This window comes from Micromonospora ureilytica, from assembly GCF_015751765.1.
Taxonomy (GTDB): domain Bacteria; phylum Actinomycetota; class Actinomycetes; order Mycobacteriales; family Micromonosporaceae; genus Micromonospora; species Micromonospora ureilytica.
This window is the reverse complement of sequence record NZ_JADOTX010000001.1, coordinates 2887759-2912777: the sequence shown is the minus strand read 5'-3', so window position 1 is coordinate 2912777 and position 25019 is coordinate 2887759. Positions and strand designations below refer to the sequence as shown.

20 protein-coding genes are annotated in these 25019 nt (G+C 68.1%); 9 read left to right on the top strand and 11 right to left on the bottom strand.

Going from position 1 to position 25019, the window contains the following annotated elements; all coding sequences use genetic code 11:
• Positions 1–145: 145 nt before the first annotated feature.
• Positions 146–559 (top strand): deazapurine DNA modification protein DpdA family protein, encoded by a 414-nt coding sequence (locus tag IW248_RS33975; protein WP_443673277.1) that lies wholly within the window; start codon positions 146–148, stop codon positions 557–559.
• 76 nt (positions 560–635) lie between these two features.
• Here the strand turns inward: IW248_RS33975 and IW248_RS12945 are convergent, their stop codons facing one another.
• The gene (locus IW248_RS12945; RefSeq protein WP_196927200.1) at positions 636–809 is read right to left on the bottom strand and encodes a transposase; all 174 of its coding nucleotides are present in this window, start codon (positions 807–809) and stop codon (positions 636–638) included.
• Between the two features lie 51 nt (positions 810–860).
• Positions 861–2549, bottom strand: a complete 1689-nt coding sequence (locus IW248_RS12940; RefSeq protein ID WP_307787925.1) for a hypothetical protein — start codon at positions 2547–2549, stop codon at positions 861–863.
• Between the two features lie 347 nt (positions 2550–2896).
• Between IW248_RS12940 and IW248_RS12935 the strand changes: the two genes are divergently transcribed.
• Complete coding sequence (locus IW248_RS12935) at positions 2897–3193, top strand: transposase family protein (protein ID WP_196927199.1); 297 nt, start codon at positions 2897–2899, stop codon at positions 3191–3193.
• A 237-nt stretch (positions 3194–3430) separates the two neighbouring features.
• On the opposite strand, the gene IW248_RS12930 is transcribed toward IW248_RS12935, so the two are convergent.
• The gene (locus IW248_RS12930) at positions 3431–3613 is read right to left on the bottom strand and encodes a hypothetical protein (protein ID WP_196927198.1); all 183 of its coding nucleotides are present in this window, start codon (positions 3611–3613) and stop codon (positions 3431–3433) included.
• Between the two features lie 533 nt (positions 3614–4146).
• On the opposite strand from IW248_RS12930, the gene IW248_RS12925 reads away from it, so the two are divergent.
• Positions 4147–8304, top strand: a complete 4158-nt coding sequence (locus tag IW248_RS12925) for a nucleotide-binding protein (RefSeq protein WP_196927197.1) — start codon at positions 4147–4149, stop codon at positions 8302–8304.
• A gap of 46 nt (positions 8305–8350) precedes the next feature.
• Here IW248_RS12925 and IW248_RS12920 read toward each other — a convergent pair whose 3' ends face one another.
• Positions 8351–9058, bottom strand: a complete 708-nt coding sequence (locus tag IW248_RS12920) for a macro domain-containing protein (RefSeq protein WP_196927196.1) — start codon at positions 9056–9058, stop codon at positions 8351–8353.
• Between the two features lie 205 nt (positions 9059–9263).
• Between IW248_RS12920 and IW248_RS33715 the strand changes: the two genes are divergently transcribed.
• From IW248_RS33715 to IW248_RS12905, 3 genes are read left to right on the top strand one after another with little or no spacing between them, the layout of a single operon-like run.
• Positions 9264–11855, top strand: coding sequence for a CHAT domain-containing protein (locus IW248_RS33715; RefSeq protein ID WP_196927195.1), 2592 nt, complete (start codon positions 9264–9266; stop codon positions 11853–11855).
• Positions 11856–11868: 13 nt separating this feature from the next.
• Entirely contained in the window at positions 11869–12207 is a 339-nt protein-coding gene (locus IW248_RS12910; RefSeq protein WP_196927194.1) for a CATRA system-associated protein, read from the top strand.
• Entirely contained in the window at positions 12188–13789 is a 1602-nt protein-coding gene (locus IW248_RS12905) for a CATRA conflict system CASPASE/TPR repeat-associated protein (RefSeq protein ID WP_307787923.1), read from the top strand. The genes IW248_RS12910 and IW248_RS12905 overlap by 20 nt, the downstream gene beginning before the upstream one ends.
• 129 nt (positions 13790–13918) lie before the next feature.
• Here the strand turns inward: IW248_RS12905 and IW248_RS12900 are convergent, their stop codons facing one another.
• Together IW248_RS12900 and IW248_RS12895 are read right to left on the bottom strand one after the other, a co-directional pair.
• Positions 13919–15388 (bottom strand): hypothetical protein, encoded by a 1470-nt coding sequence (locus IW248_RS12900; protein WP_196927192.1) that lies wholly within the window; start codon positions 15386–15388, stop codon positions 13919–13921.
• Between the two features lie 1027 nt (positions 15389–16415).
• Positions 16416–17024 (bottom strand): TetR/AcrR family transcriptional regulator, encoded by a 609-nt coding sequence (locus tag IW248_RS12895; RefSeq protein ID WP_307787921.1) that lies wholly within the window; start codon positions 17022–17024, stop codon positions 16416–16418.
• A gap of 70 nt (positions 17025–17094) precedes the next feature.
• On the opposite strand from IW248_RS12895, the gene IW248_RS12890 reads away from it, so the two are divergent.
• On the top strand, positions 17095–18081 hold the full coding sequence (locus tag IW248_RS12890) for a hypothetical protein (protein ID WP_196927191.1): 987 nt from the start codon (positions 17095–17097) through the stop codon (positions 18079–18081).
• Positions 18082–18354: 273 nt separating this feature from the next.
• Here the strand turns inward: IW248_RS12890 and IW248_RS12885 are convergent, their stop codons facing one another.
• Complete coding sequence (locus tag IW248_RS12885; protein WP_196927190.1) at positions 18355–19023, bottom strand: class I SAM-dependent methyltransferase; 669 nt, start codon at positions 19021–19023, stop codon at positions 18355–18357.
• A 61-nt stretch (positions 19024–19084) separates the two neighbouring features.
• Here IW248_RS12885 and IW248_RS12880 point away from each other — a divergent pair, with 61 nt between their 5' ends.
• A complete protein-coding gene (locus IW248_RS12880; protein WP_196927189.1) occupies positions 19085–19723 on the top strand; it encodes a TetR/AcrR family transcriptional regulator in 639 nt (212 codons plus the stop codon).
• A gap of 54 nt (positions 19724–19777) precedes the next feature.
• On the opposite strand, the gene IW248_RS12875 is transcribed toward IW248_RS12880, so the two are convergent.
• The 4 genes from IW248_RS12875 to IW248_RS12860 all read right to left on the bottom strand — a co-directional run bounded on the left by IW248_RS12875 (position 19778) and on the right by IW248_RS12860 (position 23744).
• On the bottom strand, positions 19778–20236 hold the full coding sequence (locus IW248_RS12875) for a hypothetical protein (protein WP_196927188.1): 459 nt from the start codon (positions 20234–20236) through the stop codon (positions 19778–19780).
• A gap of 187 nt (positions 20237–20423) precedes the next feature.
• Entirely contained in the window at positions 20424–22040 is a 1617-nt protein-coding gene (locus IW248_RS12870; RefSeq protein ID WP_196927187.1) for an MFS transporter, read from the bottom strand.
• Between the two features lie 175 nt (positions 22041–22215).
• Entirely contained in the window at positions 22216–23094 is an 879-nt protein-coding gene (locus IW248_RS12865) for an alpha/beta hydrolase (RefSeq protein ID WP_196927186.1), read from the bottom strand.
• 38 nt (positions 23095–23132) lie between these two features.
• Complete coding sequence (locus tag IW248_RS12860) at positions 23133–23744, bottom strand: GNAT family N-acetyltransferase (RefSeq protein ID WP_196927185.1); 612 nt, start codon at positions 23742–23744, stop codon at positions 23133–23135.
• 23 nt (positions 23745–23767) lie between these two features.
• Between IW248_RS12860 and IW248_RS12855 the strand changes: the two genes are divergently transcribed.
• Positions 23768–24832 carry a GntR family transcriptional regulator gene (locus IW248_RS12855; RefSeq protein WP_196927184.1) on the top strand — a complete coding sequence of 355 codons (1065 nt, stop codon included), beginning with the start codon at positions 23768–23770 and terminating at the stop codon, positions 24830–24832.
• The last annotated feature ends 187 nt before the right edge of the window (positions 24833–25019 follow it).

Genomic DNA, 25019 nt, shown 5'->3' with positions numbered 1-25019 from the left:
TGCGCCGACCTTCCGGACCCACCGCCCGCGACCGGCGCTCGGCGGTGGACGGTTGCCACGAAATGCGGCCGGAGCTCCATCCAGCACGGGCGGCAGCTAGGCGATCACGGAAGCTCGGCATGACATATTGGACCGGTCTAGCCGAATGCCGGCTACTGGATGGCACTTACCCGACACACGACACGCGGAGAAATCAACAGCTCCCACCGGCGAGAGAACTATGTCGTGGTCGCTCGCGGCGAGGTGCAGCCCGCCGCTACCCGACTGCACCCACCGTGGACACTGCGGAAACTGCCGCCGGTGGGCCATACGCTGGCGCCGCGATCTCCTCTCCGGTCCTTACCGCCGACACGGCCCGGAAGCACCCTGCGCCGACACCAACGAGCCTTCCGGCCTCCGCTCAAGACGCCGCGACCAGCTGAACCACCCGAATCCACGGTCAGGTGGCGACGGTGGATGGCGGCGCGCTCGGTACAGCTGCCCGAGCGAGCCGCCGGTACATGGCCGCCTCGGTCGGCCTAGATCCTCTTTCAGGGGCAGTAGATGGGTGACGTCGTGACGGTCGCCGCCGGTCAGGGACGCGGCGAGGGGATGCCGCCCGCGTCGGTGATGACGAACTCCTGGGGCAGGAACCTTCACGGAATCGCGGTGTGAAGCATGAACAGGATCCCGCACAACACTCTGCGGTCGTCGAGGCGCTCACGCCCAGGGAACCGGTGGTGGCGTGGTGGTCGGGGTGGCAACAGTGGTTCGATCTCGGCCCAGAGTTCGTCCGAGACGATCCACGGCGGCTGCTGACCCCTCCTCACGTTCAGACAGAACGATCCTCGTGTCCCGAGGGCACGCCCAACATCGTTTCGTTAGGGGTTCTTGGTGTTGGTGTCGATGGTGTAAACCACGTCTGGCCCGACGTCATGGCGGGTGATGCCGGGTACGTCGGGGATGTAAAGCAATGGTTCGTACGGGGTACCGTGGACCCGGTCGCGCAGCAGGACGACGCTGCGGATGCCGAGCTGGTGCAACCGATCCAAGGCCGGCTCGCTGGGGAAGGTCGCCATAACGTCGCGGATCGCCTGACGGTTGGGTGTGGTGTAACTGGCCGCACCGTTGACCATGGTGGGAAAACCGTCGGTCGACCAAAGTAGGACGTTGAGGTCGCTGCCGTCGTCGGACGGCAATACCATGATCGGCGCGTGCGCGGAGGCTAGCGCCATCGCGGCCGGTTTCGCTGGGGTTTGGGGGTGGTGCAGGTCAGGCAGGCCCTCAGCTAGCACGAGGACCAGCAACGGAACGGTCAGTAGCCGTGCCGCTTCCACCGACCATTCCGGCTTGGCGCCCCTGCGAGCCGCCTCGTACAGGTGGGTAACCAGGCCAGCCGCGAGGATGGCCAGGCAGAGAGTGGGCCACAAGATCAACCGGCCTGGTGTACGGGATCCATCGAACCCGGGCACGTAAAGATAGAGCAGGCGGTAGATCGACCCGTTCGTGCCCAGCGCGAGCAACACTCCGACGACCACCCCAGACAGCAGCAGAAGCCGTTGCACCGGCGACCAGCGGGATAGGAACAGGCCGGCGAAGGCCAGTAGATACAGTGCATACCCGCATAGCAGCACTTTCTCAGTTGGTACGCCACCAAGAGCGGTGCGGGCGTCGCTGTGCAGGGTGCCCCAGGGCAGCGAGGACTGCGGCGCCACGAGAAGCCCGCGCAGTGTCGGGGAGAAGTGCGCGACGTAGTCCCAGTCCCGGGTGACATGTGGGTTGAGCTCGCGCACGTGTTGGTACGCGTACGCGAAGTATCCGGTCACCGCGGTGAAGACCAGCCCGCCGATCAGATCACCGACGATCAGCCGGAGGCTAAGGCGTGGGCGGTGGATCAGCCAGGCCATCAGTGTGATCAGGCAGAGGGCGGCGAGGACGTATACGAATCCCAGCCCCACGCCGAAGCCTAGGCTGACCTGCCAGGCCGCGACGAGCCAGCCAGCGAACGCCCATCCCGGCCGGACTCGTTCGGCAAGGTAGCCGCGGGTGAACGAGAGTCCGTGGCCGCGCGCCAGCATGGCCAGGGCCAGAGTGATACCACCGGTGGAGAGAATGTTCAGATGGCCGTCGTGGCCGTAGCGCCAGGGCGCGTAGGCGAGGGCGGCGCCGGCTACCGCGGCGGCGACCTTATTCGCGCCAAGCTGGCGCAGGAGCGCGTAGCCGCCGAGGAAGGCGAGCGCGAAAGCCAGCACGAACAGGATGTTGTAGCGCAGCACGGCGCCGACTACACCGTCGCCTATCAGCCCTGCCGGGGCATAGCCGAGCAGGCTGTCGTTCAGGGCTAGGCCGTACTTGTCGGGATAGAAAGCGTTGGTATCCCACAGGCCACGCAGACCGTGGGTGAGAGCGTGGCCACCCCAACCCACCAGCCATGCCTGGGCCGTCGGGTCACCCACGTCACCGACGATGGTGTGGGCCGGGTCGGCGATCGGCACAGTCTTGGCGCCGGCAGTCACCACGCGAACCGCGTACGGCGGAATCAGCCAGATCATCGCGACAGCGAGGAGCACCGAACCGAGGCTTGCGATACTCAGTTCCCGCAGATGGGCCCTACGTGTCAGCCAGTCCCTCGTGCGTGAACTGGCACGCGCGAGTCGGCCATTTCTTCCAAGCTCGCTGAGAGTGACGGCTGATGTGGGGCCTCCTGCTGGTGGCTCTACCTGCGTCATCACATTGACCCTCACTGTTGAACCGCCGCAGTAAATCATGAGCAGGGCGGCGCATAGAGTCAAGACCTCGATCAATGCCGTCCAGGTAGCCGGGACTTACGCTGTTTATCAAAGGCGTCTTGTCACGCAGGAGTCGCGATCGGTGCAGCGGCGCATCTCGCCGCTTCCGAAACAGGACACGCCAGGGGTTGTTGCAGGCCCTCGCCCGGGTTCCGGAGCCACGGGACGCCGGCGGCCGGATCCATCCGCTGCCGGGACTGCTCGCGATCGCGATCGCGGCGGTGGTTTCGGGATCGAGCCGCGTGGTGGAGACCGTCAAATGGGCCGCCGACCTGCCGGACGCGACGTGGGAGCGTCTCGGTGCAACCCGCGACGCGTTCACCGGTGTCCGGCGGGTGCCGGACGACAGCACCCTGTCCCGGGTACTGCCCCGGACGCCCTCGATGCTGCGGTGTGCCGCTGGCTGCTCAGCCGGGCGGGTCTGACCGGGGTCGGCAGACGAGTGACCGCGGTCGACGGCAGGACACTGCGCGGCAGGGGTCCGACCGGGGCCGAGGTGCACCTGCTGGCCGCGCTAAAGCAGGCAGGCGGTGGTCGGGTCGGTGAGGTCGGAGATGAACGTCGCGGCGGTAATCATCGCCGCTGGTGCGGAGGGTTACGCCACGAGCGGCGATGGCGTCGTCGAAGGCCGCGTACTGGTCGCTGCAGAGCATCCACCCGCGCTAGACCGCGGCGCCGTCGGCGGGCACGGCCGCGATCGCGCGGTGCGGGTCGTCGCGGGTCAGCGCGTCGTGGTCGATCGCCGCGACGTCGATCCCGACGGCACGGGCCGCGTGGGCTTCGGGCGCGAAGTGGTCGTCGGGCCGGCGTGGCCGTAGGGGGTTCGCGGGGACCAGCAACATCATCCGGGCATCGTGCCGAAGGGATGACCTCGGCTCTACCTGATATTTCAATCGGTCAGGTCATCCTGATGCTGCCCCGGGCGTCTGCCGATTCTTCCGAGGGGAGTGGCGCGTTGCTTGGATGAGGGCGCAGTCGTGCGCGGGGAGCGTTGCCTTGCGCAGTTGTCCGCTTGACGGGGCATCCCTGCACCAGCACAACATCCGGCAGTACGACAACACGCTCTGAAACCACGCGGAGAAGACGCTATCAAGATCCTCACCAACCAGACCAAGATCGATGAACACAGCGAGGATCCGGAGTGCGCGCAGGGCTTCGTCGTTTGAGATGAGGTCGAGCAGCGGTGCGCCCGCAAACACTGCGGCCTGGAATCCGTGCCATGCCTTGTCGACGATCAAACTGACAACGGCGCCACCACCTCTACGACGTCGAGGCCGGCCGGCCCCGCCGACCCGGCCGGCATTCATCCATAAACCGGCCCTTCAGGTTCCCCTGGACGGCGTGCCGTCATGGTTCGTCGGCTGGATACCATCCGGTCATGGCAATGCCGGAGCGAGACCAGCGGGCAATCTCACCGGCGCTGCGCCATGTACAGGACATCAGCGCCCTGGCCGTCGCCGAAAACGACGTTATCGTGGCACGCGATGGGGCCACGTCGGTTCGGCTCAGCGGCGGCGCCTACGTAACACGGGTGGTCGAGGGAAGACTCCTCGAACGGCTGACCACACCCTCGATCACGGCGTTGGTGGGCGAGGCCGGTTACGGCAAAACCGCTCTGCTGAGCCAAATACACCGGCGGCTCACCGAGATCGGCCGGCTTCCCCTGCTGATTCCGGCAACCGCGCTTCTCGCCGAGGGTGACACCGGCGCGGGTCTGACAACAGAGACCCTCGACGACGCCATACGCGACGCGGTACGCGCGCAGCTCCCGGTCGTGCTGCTTGTCGACACCCTGGATCTGCTACTGCAGCATCAGGACACCCGGGGTCGGGTAAACGCGCTGCTCGGATTGGCTGCACGACACAGAATACCGGCATTAGTAACAAGCCGACCTGTCGAGGCTCGCCAGCTTGAGGTCGACTACGACGACAAGGAGGATGGACGCGGTCCGGAGAATTCGATAGCGGGCATCCGACTCGGGCCCTTCGACCGGACCGAGCAGCCCGCCGCGATTGAGGCCTACGCCCGAGCATTCTACGACGAAGAACGCGTGCCGGAGGTGGTCGCTTCGGTCAGTGACGCGTCCCTACGTGGCCTACCCCTGCGCGAGGTGTGCCGGATTCCGCTGGCGCTGAGGCTCATGTTCGAGTTGTACGCACCGGACGAGGTGCCACCTAATGACATCGATACAATTACCCTGTACGAACGGTACTGGTGGCGCCGGATTGAGGAGGATCACCGGGGCCCGCCTGCACACCGGGACCAGCACGATCTGAGTCTGGAAGCAGAGGCCGTCGCCCTGGCCCTGCTGACTGCGGGGGTGGTTGAGTCGGAGACGACTCGACTGGTCGAGCGCGCACGCCAGCTCAGCCAGGTTTCGGGCACCGCAGCCAACGCCGCCGTTCAAGCACTGCACGCCCGCGGCGTGCTCCTCATGCCGGCGAACAGCCAGCGGGTGCGCTTCTTCCACCAGACGTTCTTCGAGCACGCCGCCGCGCGTGGCGTCGCCAGCAGAGGAACGGCGCTGCTCACGGCGCTGGCCGCCCAGGTCGCCGCAGACCCGCTCGACCTGTTCTACGGCGAGGTCGCCGCGCAGGTACTGCTCCTGGCCGGCCGTGATGCGCGAGTCTCGACGGCGCTCGTCGAGCATCTCCTGCGGGGCTGGCTCCGCACCGACGACGCCAATCTGCTCACTCTGACGCTGCGTACGTATGCTCGGATGCCGGCACCGAGTCGCATTCTCCGTGCGGGGGCAGAGGCTGCCCTGCGTCGCGCCCCGGTGGACGCGGTCCGTGACTACCTGCGACTGTTGCCGTCGGTTCACCACATCGGATTCGAGCGGGTCGAGGCCGAGCTGGCGCTGCTCTGGCACCGCGCGCGTCCGCAGGGCGACGCTCGGATCGACCAGGCGCTCGCCTTCGACGTGGTCGCGGCGCTGGCCCGGTTCTCTGCCCAGCAGCCCGAGGCGGTGCGGAGATTCCTGATGGATCACGGCTGTCTGGACTGGCTTGCCGACCAGCCGCCGGACGAATGGCGCCGTCGGGACAACGTGCACCTACAGTTGTTAGAGCCGCTGTCGCAGTACGCACCTCGCTGGTGCGCGACCGAGCTCACGCGCTGCCTCACCGCCTTAGCCTCAACCCGGAATGTAGAGGGCATGGCGGAGATACTCGACCTGATGGGGCGGCTCGCCACTACCAGTCCCCTTCCGACGGAGGTCGCGACGGCATTGGCCGAGATGGTGTGGACGGTGCAGAACGAGACCAACGCCGAACGACTGGAGCTTGCGTATTCGGTCCTGCGCGCCGGTCAGCTCACCGAGCAGAGCGGGGTGGGCTTGTTGGCACACACCTGCTCCGCACTCGGCCCACGCCGAGGGGTCCCGTCGCTCTGGAGCAAGGCTGGTCGCCGAGCCGAGCTCCGCGCCTGTGCCGAGGCAGCCGGCGCGCTGGACTCTCGTGAGGCCGGCGCCTTTCTCGGCGCGCTGCTGGCCGAACGGGACCCGACCCGCCAGGAGGGCGTCTGTACGGTGCTGGGTCAGGCTTTGGCTGACGAACACAGGCCGCCTTCGTCGCTGGCCGAGCACGCACGCCGACGATGTCGGCAAGAGTTGACCCGATTGCCTGCTGACCGCCGTGCGGACCGTAGCCGACCAGCGCCTACGCTCTTCGTCAACGCCCTGCACGGGGCGAATGTCGAAGGCGAACAACTGCTTGTCGCGCTCCCTGATGAGGTGCCGGAGGAGAACTGGTACCGGCGTGACGCCCTCCTGCCGCTGCTGGTACACGCCGCCCTCGCCGGGCGACCGGACGCCATTCGAGCACTGCGGCGGGTCACCACCGTCGGAGTCGACGGGCTGCAACGCCAGGTGCTGCGAACATCCGTGCTGGCCCGCCTGCAGTACGCCGCCCGGGCTGGATCCGACGCCGCCTTCGGGTACCTGATCTCGGAGGCGGGACGCAGCGGTGACGTCACCGATGTGTGCGCGGTGCTGCGGCGAACCACGACAGTGACCACCCAACTGCTCGCCGACCATCACGGCGAGCTTCGCCGTCTGCGTGCCCTACTCGTCGAGGCCGGCAACCGTGACCAGCGGCGGCAGGGTTTCGTGCTGTGGCGGCTGTTGCTCGAACGCGGCGTGGACCGTGCTCCCGGGCCTGCCCTGCTGGTCGACGTCCTGGAGCGGGGACCGAGCGCGTACCTGGTCATCTCGACCCTGGAGTTGCTCCTGGCGTCGATACGATCGGCGGACTGGGCTGGTGTGGACCCTGGGCCGCTCCTCGACCCACTCCGGACGGTGATCGAGCGGGGTGCAGCCCTTCGCAGCAGGCCCACGACGAGCCCCGGCGGGTCACGTGACCTTGGCACCGAGCAGGTGCGCACCCAAGAGGTTTTCGCCCGGCGGGCCCTGCTGGCCGCGAACGCGCGGCTGGTCGCGCTACCCCCCAGCGGGCCGCGCAGGCAGTCCTTCGCCCGTCGGGTCTTCGCGCTCGTCTGGGATGCCGGGTACCAACTGGATGACAAGTCCGACCGGCTGGCGTTCACTGCCTGCTTCGCCGAACTCGGGCATCTACTGAAGCGGGTCGGCGGCCCCACTTCGAGTCAACTGGTGCTTGACACCGCCCAGCGGCTCAACCAACTGGCTCCCAACCCGACCCGATGGCGTGAGGAACTTGCCAGTTCGTGGTACGGCGCCATCGCCGACGCCATCGCGGGGATGCCCCTCGGCGAGCAGGAGCGCTTCGTGACGCAACTACTTGAGCACGACGTGGACTTGGCCGCCATCGCGGTGCGCGCGTGCATCGACCACGTCCGCCCGACCCCCCTCTGGCTGCGGGACCTGGAACCCCGTATGCCACAGAAAGTCCGTGAACATTACCAATCTGCGCTCCATCGCCAGGCTCGCGAAGGCAGCCAACGCCCGATCCCCGACCTGTTCGAGTTGGCCCTACGCCCGCCCGACCCGGCGGGCCACGACATACCGGAGACGTCAATGCCCGACACCCGAACGGTCTTCGTCATCCAGGATCGCGACGAAGAGGCCCGCAAGGCCCTCTACGGATTCCTACGGGCTCTCGACCTGCGGCCGGTCGAATGGGAAGAGAACGTGCACAAGACGGGCAGTGCCGCGCCGTTCCTTGGCGACGTGCTCGCCCGCGCTTTCGAGGACATTCAGGCAGCGATCGTCCTGCTCACCCCGGACGACGTGGCGAGCCTGCACCCCAACCTGCACGGTGCGAACGAACCCGACTACGAGACGAGACCGACCGGGCAGCCTCGCCCGAACGTACTCTTCGAGGCAGGCATGGCGCTGGCCCTGCACCCGCAACGGACGATCATCATCGAGATCGGGCAGCTACGCCCGTTCTCCGACATCGGGGGCCGCAACGTCATACGGTTCGACGGCTCGGTCGAGAAGTTGCAGAAGATCGCCCAGCGGTTGAAGAACGCCGGCTGCAAGATCAACGACACCGGCACGGACTGGCTGGACACCACGAGGTTCACCGGGCTCGACGCGTACACCCGCCGCCCCTGATGGCGCTCCTGGCAGGTCGGGGCGCTACCGGCACCCGGCAGGCTGTTCAGAGGGAATCGAGGAACTCCTGCAACTCCAGCCGATCCAACTCGGCGAACTCTCCGGGAGGAACGACGATCGAGAGTTCACGGCTGATCACACGCTGCCGCGACGCAGCGACGAACGACAACAGGATCAGCTTGATCAGGGTTGGCCGTTGCACCGCGTCGACCCGGGCCAGCCCAGCCCCGACCACCGCCATCGCGATCCCGCCACGCTGCCCCCGGCGATGCGCCTCGGCCCACAGTTGGCCGAGGCTGTGCCACAACTCGTCGGGGCCGGACTGCGCGACCAGATCGGGCGACATGGCGCTGTATCCCACGCAGAAGAAGAGCCGCTGCGGGGTGCCGAGGGTGGCAACCGTGCCCACCGGATAGCGCGTCCTCTTGCCAAGCGGCTTCTCCTGACGTGTCAGGACGCCCGCCGGAGCAACCCCCGCCAGGGCTGCTTCCAGATCCATGTCGAGCCGAGCCCGGTCGTCGTCGTAGATCCGGGTCAGGAACTGGCCCTGTACGCTGCCGCGGTTGATGATGCGGTCGTCTCTGGTGTCCGTGTCGAACGTGTCGGTGAAACCGACCACGAGGTGCGACTCGATCTGGTCGAACAGATCTCCTGCAGTGAGCTTGATGGAGCAGTCCGGGTGGGTCAGACGCCGCCGCACCGGGCTGGGCGGCCACGCCCGCGCGACGCCATACGCCGCCGCGGCGACGACCACGACGAAGGCGACCATGAGCTCCCGCCGGGGATAGACGGATCGGTTCCAGATCGCCTGATAGGTCTGGAGCAGCAGTGCCGCAGAGGCGAACCCGGCGAACGCGTGGGCCGCGACTCGCCGCAATCCCCGCATGGTCGATAGCCACCGCACGGCCCGATCGTCCCGGACCCTGTCAAGGATTGCCAGGACGGTCCACTATGGCGTGGTGACCGAGGAGATCGGCGGGATCCTGCAGACGGCGTCGGCCTCCGTGGACAGTCATGATCTGCCGGCCGCCCGGCGCCTGCTTGAGCCGTTGGCAGCTCGGCCGGATCTGCCCCCGGCGATCCGTGCCCGGGTGCTGCTCGACTGGGGGTGGGTGCTCAGCGCCGAGCAGCGCTACCGGGAGGCGGCCGTCGCGTACGCCGAGGTGATCAAGCTTGCCGACGTGCCCGAACTGGCTGACCTGCACAGTGAGGCGCTGCTGGAAAGTGGGATCCTCGCCCGCTACCAGGGTCGCTTGGACGACGCCGACGGCCTGCTTGCCAAGGCCGGTGCGCTGGCCGCCTCGCGAGAGGACCACCTGAGGGTCGGACAGGTCCTCGCGCAGCGGGCGTCGGTGGCACACCTGCGACACCGATTCACCGAGGCACGCGAGCATCTCCACGCACTGGCAGAGCTACTGCCCTGCTGCCCACCCCATCCACGGACCGAGCAGTTGCGCGCGGACTGGGCCCATATGGCAGCGGTCTCCGCACGGCTTGCCTACGACTTCGACCGGGCGCGGAGTCTGCTGGCCGAGGCGAGCGACCGTTATGCCGCACTGGGCCGACGGATCGGGTCGGCCAACATCGAACGCGAACTCGGCGCCGTGCTCGGTCAGCTCGGTGACACGGTGGGAGCGAGACAGGCGTACGGCAGGGCTTTCACGATCTACCTGCGGGCGGGTCGCCGCCTCGGTGCCGCCCACGTGGCCCGCAGGCTTGGTCAGATGCGGCTCCTCGCTGCACCGGAGGATCCCACTGCCGAAACCTACGTCCGTCGCCGGTTCCACCAGGCGCTGCGCCTCGGTGCCGGCGAACCTGGTAATCGCCTCCTCAGTGAGCTGGGCCTGGCGCGCCTCGACCGACTCGTGGGAGATTTCGACCAGGCAGCGGCCCGGCTCGCGGCGCTGCCGTTCGGTGACGCCCCGGACGCACGGCATCTCTCCGAGGCCGCCCTCGAATGGGGGATGGTCGAGCGGGCGCGAGGCGACCGACCCACTGCGATCGAGATGTTCCGCCAGGCACTGCTCCTGCTGGAGGTGGGAGGTGATCCCAGCGCGGCATCCCTGGCGCACTACCAGCTGGCCCACGACCTGATCCTCGACGACCAGGTCACCGAGGCGAAGGAGCACGCGGTCAGGGCGTTCCATCTCAGTGAGGAAGCGGGGCGACGACTGCGTGATCCAGCCGACCGCGAAACGTTCTACCGCGACAACCGGCAGGCCTACATACTGGCCATGCACTGCGCCGCCCGTGACGAGGACGGGCCCACCGCGTTCACCGTGGCTACCGCGGCCCGCGCGGAGGCCGTGGCAGCGTTCATCCGAGCCGGAGCCAGGTTCTCCCCGGCGCTGCACGAGCTCGTCGCGGCGATCACCCTGGCCCGACGAACACCCGACGAGGCCGCCCGCCTGCCCGAGCTGCACCGCCAACTCGACCGGCTCACCACCACCGAACTGCGACGCAGCGTCGTACCGGAACCGGTCGACCTCGCCGCGACGCGGGCCTCACTGCCGGAAGGTGGGCACGCGCTGCTGGTCGACGTGCTGGAGGACGAGACCACCATCTGCAACCGGATCTGGCTGGCCCCCGACGGCACGACCAGGGTCGACGAGGTGCTGCTACCGCCAGACGTACGCCGCTGGCTGGACCGCTACCACGCTGCGGAGCCGGGATTCGCAGCCGAGTTCCAGGACGACGCCCTGGCCGCACTGGGCGCGGCGATCATTCCCCCGGGCCTGGCCGCAGCTTTGAAGAGGGGTGAGGAACCGGCCTTGGTGATCTCCACCGGCGGGCTGCTGGGGCCGGTGCCGGTAGCCGCGATCCGGGTTGGCACGCAACACCTGGCGGAGCTGGCGCGCATCGCGGTCGTACCCGCGATCACCCTCTGGACGGCCCTACGGTCGCGCCCGGCCCGCCGGGGGACGGACCTGCTGGCGTACCTGGACGAGTCGGTGCCCGGCACCCGCCGGGAAAAGGCCGCCCTGGAGCTCGCGTTTCCGACGGCTACGGTGCTCACCCGCGACCAGGTGCGGTCCTCCCTGTCCGATGCGGCAGATCACGCGGCGGTCCTGCTCAGCGTGCACGGCACGGCCGTCAGCGGCCTTGGCCAGGCCCTGGAGCTCGGCGACGGTGACGCCCTGACCGCCGCCGACCTGCTCGGGTGCCGCCTGCCGGAAGCGGTCCTGATGCCCGCCTGCTGGGCGGGGCGGCTCGACCAGCGCGCGGCAGCCGAGCCGCTCGGCCTTCCGACTGCGGCACTGCTCGCCGGGGCCCGCTGGGTCCTCGCCGGCACGGTCGACATCGCTACGTCCCGGACCGCCACCCTGCTCGGCGCCTTCTACGCGGAGCTGGCGCGCGCCCGTTCCCCGGTCGATGCGCTGCGCCAGGTGCAAATCGACTACCTGCGTCGCTCCGGCCACCGGCAGGTACCCCCGCACACCTGGGCCGGCCTCTCCATCGTGGGTGACGGGTTCGACCGCTGGAGAGCCGCGCCGCACCCGACGGGGGTTGAGCGCCTTGCCGGCGCCCCGATCCCCGGGCAGCGGCCGTGACTACGATCGGTTCATGCCCGATCACTCCCTCCCGGTCGACCTGCTCGACGACCTCCGCAACGTGCTCGACGACATGGATGTCTGGCGGCTCGATCCCGGAGGCTGGGCCGACATCGACACGCTGCTCGAACGGGTGGCAGCCTCCCTCGCGGCCGGGGCAACCCACGAATTCCGGGATGCCGTGGCAGACCTGGAGTGGAGCGGCCCCACCAAGGTTAAGAGCGCCGACAGCGGCGCCACCGGCAGACAACCGCCGAAGATCCGCGAGAAGGTGACCCGGCTCAAGGACACACTCGAGAGCCCGAAGCAGTCCGGTCAGGGAAAGCCAAGCGGTGAGTCCGGCGGCCGCTGACAAAGAACTGGTAATTCACCTCTTCGCCCGGGGGGACGGGCCGCACGCTGACGCTGCCTACGGCGAACTGAGGAAGATTTGGACGCGGTGCCAAGAGGTACTCGGCATGACCGCTCCGCTCAAGCGGTCGGGGCTACCCACCACCCTTCCGGTGATGCTCAGCGATCTACCCAGGGATCTCGGTGGGGGCGAGATGATCGTGGCCGCATGTCAGCACCCGGACATGCTGTACCAGGCGGTGCTGCGCCGGTTTCCCGCAACCGTCAACCTGTCGGCGGTACTGTCCCCTGGCACCTTGTTCGACGGCGCGCCCGGATGGGGTGAACTCGACCGGTTGTGGCGTTCGATCACGGGGCCATGGTCGGGGCTACTGCTCGGGGCGGCATATCTGTTCCTGGGAAAGGCCGAGGTCTCCGGCTCGGCCGAGCCGCGCCTGGCTGAGGAGGTCGCCGACGACCTACCGATCACCGGCCCCCACGGTTGGTGGCATGACGGGGTGTTGACCGCAGCCGGCCTGGCCATGTGGGAGCCCCGCCTACACGGGTCCGACGACCGCGCGGAGCGCTGGTTTCTGATTCTCGCCCGACCCGACCACGACGACCAACTCAGCGACTGGACGTGGTCGAACGGGCTGCCGGTCCTGCCACCGTTCGGCCACCATCTCCGACATGCTGCCACTGTCCGCCACCAGCTCAGGGTATGGCAGGAAGCCCGCGAACTGCGCCGAGTCCAGCAGCGATTGGACGCCGCCGGCCCTGATGACCTGACGAAGATCCGCGCCGACCTCGCCTACTGGCGGGCAGCCCTGCGCGAGATGCGGCACAGCATGAAGAACGCGGAAGTCGCCATACGCGAGATCTTGGGCCCCGACGCCACCGGCGCTGCCGGTCCGCTCGCCGACGACCTGGCTCTGACCGGCTGGCTCCGTCGCAGCCTCAGAAACGAACTGACCACGTTGGCCATAGCTGACGACCGAGCCCGTGCGCTGACCGAACTCCCACCCGCTCGACGCTCCGAACCCACAGGAGACCTCATGCCTATGCCCAACCCGCGCGACGTTTTCGTGATCCACGGCCGTGATGAACAGGCCCGCCAGGCTCTCTGGACCTTCCTGCAAGCCATCGACCTGCACCCGCTCGACTGGGAGGAGATCGTGCGGCAGACCGGCGAACCCTCCCCCTACATGGGCGAGGTCCTGCAGCGGGCCTTCCAGACCAACCAGGCCGCCGTCGTCCTGATGACCCCGGACGACGGCGCCATCCTGCACGAGAGCCTGCGCAACAACGGCGATCTCGTGCACGAGAGCGAACTGACCGGCCAGGTTCGTCCCAACGTCCTCCTGGAGGCCGGCATGGCCCTGGCCCTACAACGCAACCGTACGGTGATCGTCGAGATCGGCAAACTGCGCCCGATCTCCGACCTGGCCGGTATAAACACCATCCACTTCGATGGCACCCCGGCCAGCCTGCAGAAGATCGCCCAGCGGCTCAGCGCCGCCGGCTGCCTCGTGAACATGATGGGGACGGACTGGCTGAACACCAGCCGTTTCAAGGATCTCTCCGCGTACGATCGGACGTTCTGAACGACCAGGTCAGGTCCGTAGCGTGCTCACACCGTCAGTCCCAGTTCGTCAGCGAGCCGGGCTACCGCCAGGTCCGGCGATCGCGACAGCCGCAGCACGTCGGTCAGCACCCGATGCCGAGTTGTGCGGTCAGACGCCTGCGAGGGTGAGAAGCCGATCCATTTCGGACAGCGGCAGAGTCGGAGCAGTGGCGGTTGCGCGCGCTACCCACTCGTTCGGATCCGTGAGCAGGGCGCGCCGTACGTGGACCGGTATGTTCGGATGCCCGGCAATTGCGTGGCGAACCTCGCTGTCGGGGTCGGCGGCCAGACGTGCGGCCAGCTCGACGGGCAGGTCCAGATCTCGGGGTGCCAGGCATCGCATCCGTGGATCCGGGTCTGTCGCCAACCGGCGCAGGGTCTGCGGCGGGAAGGTGAACTCGTCGGCCGGTCGCCAGTTCGTCTTCTTGTCCGGCTGGAACTGACGGTCGATGCGCTCGGCCGTGGCTGGATCAACCAGGTGCGGGGCGTGCGTGGCCATGGTCGTACGTACGCCACTGTCGTCGTCGTTGAGCAGCCGGATGACCGCGTCGGGCGGCAGCGCCCGGCTCCGCGCCGCGGAGCGACGGAAGCAGATGTACGGCGAGGACAGGTACGGCAGTGGGTCTGCGGTGACCCAGTCGAGCCGTAGGTACCGCAGCTCGGTGATGGCCATGTGGTCTTCGACCTGCTGTAGGAGGGCATTGTCATCGAGTTCGTCGTCGAGCAGGTCGGTCAGCGGGCGCGCGCTCTGCTGGATGTCGTCATAGATCCGGTGGCGTAACGGCTCGGGCGTGTCCCGGCGGCTGAAGACACCGACGCGTACGTTCGCGCTGGGATCGTCGGTGAGCAGGTCCCGCAGTGGTGGGGGGAGCTGCGGGTGCTCGGCGAGCTGGCGGCGAACCTGGTAGTCGGGGTCACCGCCGAGCCGTACGGCCAGTTCCGGTGTCAGGAGGGCGTGGCGTACGGCTCCGGCGCGGGTTACCGGGTCGGCGAGCAGTCCCGTCACGAGGTCGGGGGGCGGCGCCGGATGCGGTGACCGCGCGTAGTAGGTCGAGCAGGCGGCCGCGCGAACCTCGTCGACGGGGTCGGTGAGTAGGACCCGCCGGACCGCCTCGGGTGCCTGCGTCCACCACCGTGCGAGCGTGGCCCGGACCTTCGGGTCCGGGTCGTCGGCGAGCCGGGCTAGCAGATCGGCGGGTACGTCGTCGTGCTCGGCGAGGTACTCCCGCACCCGTGTGTCCGGATCGTCGATGAGTCGCTCGTACAAGTCGCGGGGTGCGTCACGGGCGCGAGCGGCCAGGGCAGCCCGGACGGCGGGATCGGTGTGCGCGGCCAATCGCATCCGGACGGCGTTCGGCAACCGAGGGTTGAGTGCGAGCGAGTGCAGCAGCCGGTGATGACCCGAGGCGAGGATCTCCTCGATCAGGTCCAGGGTCAGGTCGGGACGCGTGGCGACGTGACCAGAACCGCGCCGGTAGCGCATCAACCGGCGGACCATGCCGGCCGGTAACGCCGGGTTCTCGGCAAGGCCGTCGAGCACCTTCGACAGGTGGGCCGGCGTCGACGTGTCATCAGCCACCCCGCCGCCCCTCCCCGAATCCGTTGCGCCTCCGGAGTCTCGCATGTTCATCAAGGGCGGCACTGCCCCGTTTGGTTGGCCTGCGCCGGAGCGGGGTAGCTGCCGCTCGAATTCCGTCGACTCATCTACGCTGGCGACCTTGACCAGCGACGACCACTTGGCGGCCCGCGAGCGGCGCCTGCGACGGCGACGTCCTTAGACGTTGCAGTGGTGTCGAGCCACTGGATGACGTGCGCCGCCCCTGCGAAGGCCGCACGGCTTCGCGTCCAACGTCGCGGGCGGCGCGCACATCCGACGGAGTATGGGCGGTGGCAGAACGGGACCCCCGGCCATTCGCTGATCGTCCAGACTGGGCTTGGGCGCTGAGCGCTGGTTCGTCAACTTCTCGGTCGCGGTCACGACCTGCTGGATCCTCTCTGAGCTGGAGCTGGACGTGTACCTGGCCGGCCGTGATGTGGAGTTCCCGGTCGACGTCGGGGCGCGTGCGGGCGTGGCGGCGAACGCGGCGCGCCGAGAGCTGCTCACCGGGCGGCCAACCGCCGAACCCGGCGACCTGCCTGACCTGTCGAGCGCATCTGGCGTCATCGACTGGGTCGCACAGGCGTCGCGCCGTGGGCCCCAGCTGCGACTGTCGTACGTCGGCGGCCCTGAGCTCGTCGACGTCGGGGTCCTCGGTGATCGCGTCGCGACCAAGGGCGGTACCCCTTACATCGCGGAGACCTCGATCTCTGGCAGGAAGCAATCACCGTCGTGGTCGACACTCCCCGACGCCCACGGCCGACCACGTCACGGTGACCAGGCTCGCCCGCCGCGAGGCCGCACGCGCGTTAAAGCTCAGCAGCAGCTTCTCTCCCTCCAACTAACCGTCTCTGCAACGATCTTCGGCTTTGCTATCTCTCGCCCAGGAATGCCAACGAGGAGATTCGCTCAGCCCACGAGCAGACGGGGTCGCGGAATCGCCTATGCCAGCGAAGGATGTCCTCGGTGGCTTCGTGGTCCGGGTGATCCGCCGCCGCCGTACGCCTGATCAGCGTTCGTTCGTGGCGGCTGGCGCGATCTCGTCGAGGTGTGCGCCGACGGTGGCCTTGGCGGTTGCGTTCGAGGTCCGGCCGGGGCGCAGGAGGGCGTGCAGGATCACGCCGTCGACGAGGGCGTAGAGACGTTCTGCCTCGACCTTCTGATCGAGCCCGGGCCGGAGCGCACCGGCGTCGGCCAGTCGCCGGATCATGGTGGTGAAGGCGTCGGCGAGGCTCTTGTCGATTTCCTTGCGCAGGTCGGCCATGGTCGGTTCTACGACGGCGCGTGCCGTGAAGGCGAGCCACACCTCGCACTCGCCGCGCCGTGGCCGGTCCAGCGGCAGCATCTCGTCGATCATCGATCGGACCACCGCACGCTGGTCGCCCGTGGTGTCCACGGCTCGGATCCGCTCCTCGATCCGTTCTCCCACCAACCGTAGGGCGAACCCGAGGAGTTCGGACTGGGTGGTGAAGAAATGGCGCAACGAACCCATGGACAGGCCGGCCTCGCGTGCCACGTTTCGCACCGATGCCTGCTCCAGCCCGTCGCGCATCACGATCCGCCAGACCGCTTCGGCGAGCTCGGTCCGTCGGGTCTGCGCATCCACCAGCTTCGGCACCACTCTTTATAACACAGTCGTGCTATCTTCTTGTTGCTAACACGACTGTGCTAGATAAGCGGGAGCGCCTGTGTCACGTCGAGAATGCGCCTGGCTCACGGCAGCGGTGGTCGGCTGGATCGCCCTCAACGGCGCGGTACTGCTCCTCGCGCCCGGCGACGCCCCCTTCGACTGGCCGGCGCAGCACGACCCGCCATCCGGGCCCGGCCAGGTGATCGCCGCTCAGGCCACCCTCGTCGAGTTGGTACTGCTCGCCGCCATCGCATACGCGCTCACCCGCGGTCGACCCGCACCGATGATCGCCGAGCGCGCACCGACGCTCCCGACCGCTCGCCGTGAAACAGGACTCGTCCTGGCGTACGGCGTCCTCGCCCAACTCGGCGGCCTGCTCATCGGCCGAGTGCTCGGCTGGCACCCGATCGGCTTCCACCTGGCCGGTACGCTCGTCGGTGCCACCGATCCGGTCGGGCCCGCCGAGGCGCTCGGCTGGGCCACGTACAACGTTGTGGTCTACGCGCTGTTGCCACTCCTGTGGTTCCGGCGGCGTTACAGCGCCCACCAGATGTGTCTGCGCTCGGCGGATCGGCGCCGCGATGCCATCCTCATCCTCGCCGTGCTGGTCCTCGAATCGCTCGCGCAATGGGTGGTGCTCGGCCACGCGTTCGCCGGCCTGGCGCCGGGTCAGCTCGCCGCCGGAGTGCCACTGACATTCCTGCTGTACTTCGCTGGCACGGTGCTGCCCACAGTCATCTTCGTGCAGAGCATCCTCGTCCCCCGATACGCCCGTCTGACCGGCTCCACCACCGCGACCATTGTTCTCGGCGGCCTGACGTACGCGGCACTGCACGTGTTCGAGGGCTGGGGCGGGTTCGGGTCGCCGCGCGAGGCCACGCTGACGATCCTGTTCGTGCTTCTCATCTACACGCTGCCCGGCGCGTTCAAAACCTGGCTCACCGTACGGACCGGCAACGCCTGGGTGCACGCATGGGCGTACCACGCCTTCGCGCCACACACGATGCACGACACCGGGTTGATAGTTCGGATCTTCCGCCTCTGAAAGTATCCGAGTAATCCTACCTGCTAATTCGGAGTTACATCCCTCGGACAGCCACATGCCTCGATGCGTCTCGGGTTCTGCGCCGGTGAGATCGCCGGACCGGCTGGTGAGTCGGCGGTACTCACCGCGACCGATGCAGGCTCAACGTCACCTGGACTACGAGCGGCGATCAGGATCATCACCCGGCACGTCGACCACTACGCCGCCCAAGGCCGACTTGGCGGGCGGTGTGAAACCTGCCGCGAACCTACAGATGCCCGCGACCGGAGATTGCTAGGCGTCGCGGCGCAGCGTGAACCAGAAGGTCGGCACCGAGTTGGTGCCCGGTGTGACGTCGATTAGTTCCCAGCCCGGGAACCTGGCGCGGAGCTCGTCGGCTGTGACGCCCGCCGCCCACGACGTGACCTCGGGGATCGGATTGCCGAGCGGCTCGGGGCCGTACCCGAACATCAGCAAAAGTGCTCCGGGAGCGGCGCGGTCGGTAAGTCCGGCGGCGTAGGCGTCGCGGCGGTGCAGCGGGACCCCGCAGTAGCAGCTCAGGTCGAAGAACAGGTCGAAGGGGCCTGGCACGTCCAGTTCGTCGAGTCGGGTGGCGTCTCCGTGCAGCAGCCGTACCGCCACTCCCGCCGCCGCGGCCTTCTCTCTGGCCTGGTCGACGGCGCGGTCGATCAGGTCGACGGCCGCCACCTCCCAGCCGTGCCGTGCGAGGTAGGTGGCGTTGGTCCCCGTGCCGCAGCCGAGTTCGAGGGCGCGGCCGGGTGGCAGCGCCCTGCGCCCCTCTACCAGGTCGACCAGCTCGGGCGGCGTCACGCCGGTGTCCCACGGTGGCTTGCCGGTGCGGTAGTAGCCCTCCAGTGCGCGGTGGACGGCCTCCTCCTCTGGGCCCCGCTGCGATGAAGCCGGATCCGTTTCCAGCTTCTGAGTGGCGTTGGGCTGGTCCATAACGCCCTCCAAGAATATAGAGTTGAACTCTAGTGACGTGCTCTAAAGATAGGCTCGCAATATGGACAAGGTCAAGCGGCCGGACAAGCGAGCCGAGCGCTCACGCCGCACCCGCGAAAAGGTCGTCGAGGCGGCTCGCGAGCTGTTCGTCGCGCAGGGTTACGGGGCGACGAGCCTGCAGGAGGTCGCGGACCGAGCGGGCGTGGCCGTCCAGACGGTCTACTTCGTCTTCCGCAACAAGCGCACGCTGTTCAAGGACGTCGTCGACACGTCCATCGCCGGGGACACTGAGCCGGTGGCCACCATGGATCGTGAGTGGTTTCGCGCCGCGTGCGCCGAGCCCACCGCAGCCGGGCAACTGCGCGCGCACGTCCACGGCACCCGCGAGATCCTGGGCCGGGTCGCCCCGATCATGCCGCTGATCGCGGCTGCCGCAGCCACCGACCCTGAGATCGCCGCACAGTGGCCAGATGGCCCCGACCCGCGTTACACAGTGCAGTACGCAGCGGCCGAAGCCCTGGCCGGCAAGCCCGACACCCGTCCCGGCCTCTCCATCGACATGGCGGCGGACCTGCTGTTCGGCCTACTCAGCCCACAGCTCTACCTGATCTTCGTCCGCGACCGCGGCTGGTCACCGGACACGTGGGAAGAGTGGGCCCGCACCGCCTTGACCTCCCAACTCTGCGCCGACCCCGGCTAACCGGACGGACGTCACGATCGTCCTCCAGCCCGGCGCGGTGATCCCGGCACGGCCTCAGCCTGCGGCCGCCGCGGCGATGTAGGTGTGGAACGCCGCTACCTGTTCATCCGTGACAACCGGTTCGAAGTCCAGGTGCTCGCTCGGAACGATGCTGGTACCCGTACCGGTGACTGTCACGAACCAGGCGCCTTCGTGGCCGAACCAGTGCGCCTGCGCCAGGACGCCGATGTCGGCGCTCTCCCAGGGGTCATCCGTGTTCTCCACGGTGATGATGCGAACCCACTGCCCGTCCTGGCCGTAGGGCGGCTGCGGGACGTGCAGAGTGAGGTTGTCCGCGCCAAGGCTTTCACCGAACAGACGAGCCGCGCCGGCCTGGGCCAGTGCCCAGAGATCCGCTGTCCTACCCGTGCGGCCCACCTCCACCTCGCCGTCCGGACCCTCGACCATGACGGTGTACGAGCGGTCAGGCTCGTGCCGCACCCGTGCTCGCACCTGCATCTTGGGGTCGCTCATCCGTCAATGATGCTCCAGCCGCCTCGGTGGCAGCGCCGCCGTGCAGCCATGTGTACAGCGAAGCCGGTCGACGGCTGCCGGCGTCGGGCGGCCTCCGGCCGTCTTCTGACATCCGCAGCGCCTGCAGAGGGCGCGTAATGATCTTGGCTTGCGGAGCCGGTGAGTAGCCGGCCTGCGCAGGTGACGGTCATCGTGGTGACACCGCCGCTTCGGCGGTCGCCGCGGTCTCCGTCGTGGCCGCGCCGTCCGGGGTCCCGGCCTGCGGGGCGCTATCCGCGGCCGGGTCGTGACCGCTGGTGTCCGGCTTGACGCCGCGCAACAGCACCATAGCCAGCAGTGCCAGGACAAGCGCGACGACGGCGCCGACGACGGCTGTGACATGTAGCCCGTGGGTGAACGCCTCGCGGGCGACGGCGAGCAGTTCGTCACCAGCCTTGCCGGGGAGGTCCTGGGCAACCGCCACCGCACCACCGAGCGACTCGTGCGCTGCTTCGGAGTCGACGCCGGGCGGCATGGTGTCCGCGATCTGGCTGCGGTAGACGCCGAAACCGATGCTGCCGAGGACCGCGATGCCCAGACCGGCGCCCAGTTCGGTGCCCGTCTCGGAGATGGCCGAGGCCGCACCGGCGCGCTCGGGCGGAGCCGCACCGACGATCAGGTCGGTGCTCAGCGCCGCCATCGGTCCCAGACCCGCACCCATGATCGCGGACGCCGTGACCAGGATGCCCAGCCCTGCTGTCGCGCTGACCAACGTGAGCATTCCCAGTCCGAGGGCCGCGACGACCAGGCCGCCCGCGATGACGAAGCCGGGGCGGATCTTCGCCGCGAGAGCCGGGGCTGTCATGGCGCCGGCCATCAGGCCAGCCGCGTTGGGCAGCGACCAGAGGCCGGCGACCAGCGGGGAGAGTCCGTGTACGAGCTGGAGGTACTGCAGTGTGAAGAGCTGTGAGCCGGCCATCACCAGGATGCCGACGGTGAGCAGAGCCACCGATGCGCTGAAGGTGCGCTCACGGAACAGCTTGAGGTCGAGCAGCGGGTCGGCGAGCGTCCGCTGTCGGTGGACGAAGGCGACCCCGACGGCCAAACCCAGCCCCGTGAAGCTGACCGGCAGCAGCCCCATGCCGTCCGCGACGACCAGCTTGAGGCCGTAGACAACGGACAGCACGGCTACCAGCGACAGCACGGCGCTGCCCAGATCCAGCTTGCCCGCCTTCTCGTCACGGTGCTCGGGCAACAGCACCGGACCGAGTACAAGTAGGACCACCATGACGGGGACGCCGATCAGGAACGCCGAGCCCCACCAGAAGTAGTTGAGGAGGAATCCGCCAAGCAGCGGGCCGAGGGCGCCGCCGACCGCGAAGCAGGTCATCCAGACACTGATGGCGACGGTCCGTTGGGCCGCGTCATGGAACATGGTGCGGATCAGGGACAGCGTGGAGGGCATCAGCGTCGCACCCGCGACGCCGAGCAGCGCCCTGGTCACGAGCAGCATCTCGGCGCTGGTGGAAAGCGCGGCGAGTACTGAGGCGGCACCGAAGGCGGCGGCGCCGCTCAGCAGCAGCTTGCGCCGCCCGATCCGGTCACCGAGCGTTCCCATGGTGATGAGGAGGCCGGCGACCAGGAACCCGTAGATGTCCATTATCCACAGCAGTTGCGTGGTGCTCGGCCGCAAGGACGCGGTCAGCGAGGGAACCGCCAGGTGCAGAACGGTCATGTCCATCGCGATGAGCAGCGTGGGCATGGCCAGCACCGCCAGCCCGACCCACTCTCTCCGGCCCGCGCGAGGCGCGGCGATCGTAGTCATAATTTCCCCTGTCTCGTGGGTCGCAGGCGACTGACTCGCTTGTCGATGACGGTAAAAGTTGAACCGCTGTAGAGGTCAACATCTGTATTCGCAGCCGCGTGATGCCGTTCACCACCGTTTGTCCGACCGGGCCGGGCAAAGCTCACGCCGCACACAGCGGTCGTTGTGTGTCTGATCAGCGGCTGACGAGTTCGGCGAGGATCTCCACCAGTTCGGGTCGGTCGAACGGGCCGACGTGGGGGGCCGCGACGCTTCGTACGTCGGTCGGGTTGTCCGGGGTGAGGCGGTCGGCCTCGGTGATGAACCGGTCCTGTAGCGCAGCCGGGATCAGCCGGTCGCGGGTGAAGCGCACGTACGTCCGGGGAATCCGGCCCCAGGTGCCCGCTTCGCCGCGGGCGTCGGCCAGGGGGATGCTGACGGGCTCGTCAGGTTCAAGGGTGTTGAGCAGCCGGCTCACCGCCTCGTCGGTGAAGTCGCCGGCGAGGCACTGCTTGATGCCGTCGAACACCGACGGGTCGGCCGAGCGCCAGTTGATCCGGGCCACCCCAAGAATCGCCGGATCGGCGACCACTGCCTGGGTCACCAGGGGGAGCAGGCTGTCGCTGTTCTCTGGCGTGGCAAGGTAAGCGGCCACGTTAGGCAGGTCGACGCAGCAGTACGCGGCCAGGTAGACGACCCGGTCGAGCAGTTCCGGGATGGCGTTGCCGACCCTGCTCACGGTGACGCCGCCCTGACTGGCGCCGGCCAGGATCACGGGCCCGTGGCGGCGAGCGCGGCGCACCACGTTCACGACGCGCTCGACGTAGTCGTCGATGGTGATCGTGGCGAGTGGTGACGGCTCGGTTGCCAGCCCTTTGAGGTCCTGCGGGGCCTGGTACGAGCGGGGGAAGAACCCTTCAGCGCCGTGCCCCGGAAGGTCGACGGCCACGCACCGGTGCCCCCGCAGGGTGAGTTCGGTGATCAGCCCCGAGCAGAGGTGCGACGAGGAGTTGGTGCCGTGAACGAAGATCAGCGTCGCCGGTCGCCGGTCGCCGGTGGTGTCTTTCGTCGTCATCGAGATTCTCCCTTGTGGTAGTGAAATCGAGGGGGTGGTCAACGGCGCGGTTGGCGCCACAGCGGCCAAAGGAGCGGGCTGTCCGCCACGCGAACCGGCTCGCCGAGGTCCGCGAAGCCGTGCCGCAGGTAGAGGGCACGGCTCCGCGGTGAACTCGCCTCCAGGTACGCGGCGAGCCCGTTGGGGTCCGCTCGCTCCAACCTGTGGCGCAACATCGCCGAGCCGAGTCCGGCGCCCTGCCGCCCGCCCACCACCCCCATGCACGCCAGGTAGAGGTGCGGCTCACGACGGGGATGCCGCTCGGCCAGTGCCCGCCCGAGGGTCCGCAACCGCACGCTGTTCTCGCCGAAGATGGAGTTCTGGTCCACGTCGGGCGCGTTTGGACGCTCCTCGTCGGGTGCCTGACCGGCAGCCAACGCCAGCCACACCGAGGCAGCCTCACCATGACCGCCCAGGTATGCCTCGGCGGCGCTCCGATCCAGCAGGTGGTCGTAGAAGTGCGACTGGAGACGACCGCGTGTACCCGAGGCGGGGAAGAGCCAGCAGGCGACCGGATCGTCCATGAACGCCTCGGTGAGGATGTCCGAAACCGCCTGCCGGTCCGTGGCATCCGCCTGCCGCACCATTGCGTACGGTGTATCTGTCGTCATGCGTACAACGTATAGCCGAGCCCATGAAATCGAGTCTGTGCCGCTTGGTCAGGCAGAGTAAGTGTGCTAGCAGGAGGAAGATTGACCTAGTACAGTTCAGCCGGACGACGACTTCCCCAGTAGATCGGAGGGTGGCCATGCCTTCGCCGCCGCGCCCGGATCCGCCGTACCGGCGGATTGTCGAGGAGATCCGCGGCCGAATCCTGGCCGGCGATCTGCGGCCGGGGGACCGGATTCCCTCCGTCCGGCAGATCGCCCAGCGATGGGGCGTCGCGGTAGCGACCGCGACCAGAGCGATGGCGACTCTCCGTGACAGCGGGTTGGTCGAAACGACTGTCGGTTCCGGCACGGTGGTCAGCAGCCACATCCGCCGAAGGCACTCGGTCAGCCCGGCCACGTCGCAGCGGCCGCGGCAGGCCGGCGCGTTCAGGCAGCCACTGGGCCGGATGCACGTTCTGCGCGCTGCCATCGCGATCGCCGACGTCGAAGGACTCGATGCGGTGTCGATGCGACGTCTCGCCGTCGACCTCGGCGTCGGCCCGATGTCGCTCTACCGGCATGTGGCGAACAAGGATGAGCTGGTGACGCAGATGGCCGACGAGGTCTTCGGCGAATCCGAACTACCCGACCCAGGACCGCCCGGGTGGCGGGCGAAGCTCGAACTCGTCGCCCACCAACAGTGGGAACTGTGCCGGCGACACCTCTGGCTGCCCAGAGCCGTCTCGTTCACCCGTCCGGCGCTCGTGCCCAACATGATGGCGCACACCGAGTGGATCCTGCGCGCGCTCGACGGGCTCGAGCTGCCCCTGACGACACGGATCCGTGAGGCGCTCACGCTCCACGGACTGGTCGCCACCGTCGCGCTGTCCATGGCGGCCGAGATCGAATCGGAGCAGGAAACTGGTGTCACGCTCGATGGGTGGTTGCTGGCACAGCAGAAGCGAGCCAACCAGACGCTCGACAGCGGAAAGTTTCCACTGCTGGCGACCATCCCGACGGAGACGGCCTCGGACCTCAACGGACTGTTCGAGTACGGTCTCGCACGCCATCTCGACGGCTTCGCCACCCTGGTCGAGGGTCATGCCTGAATGAGGCCATGAGGGTCCGCCCTCGATGGCGATCACCTGAGGATGCCAGCTCGCCCACGTGTGCGACGAGTCCCGGCGCGGCATCTCAGTAAAGTGTACTAGTTCAATGGCTCCAGCTTCAGTTCACTTTCTGAGTTCTGCAAAGCAGAATTCTCAGGAGTTCCGCGCAGTCTGAATACGATGCGCA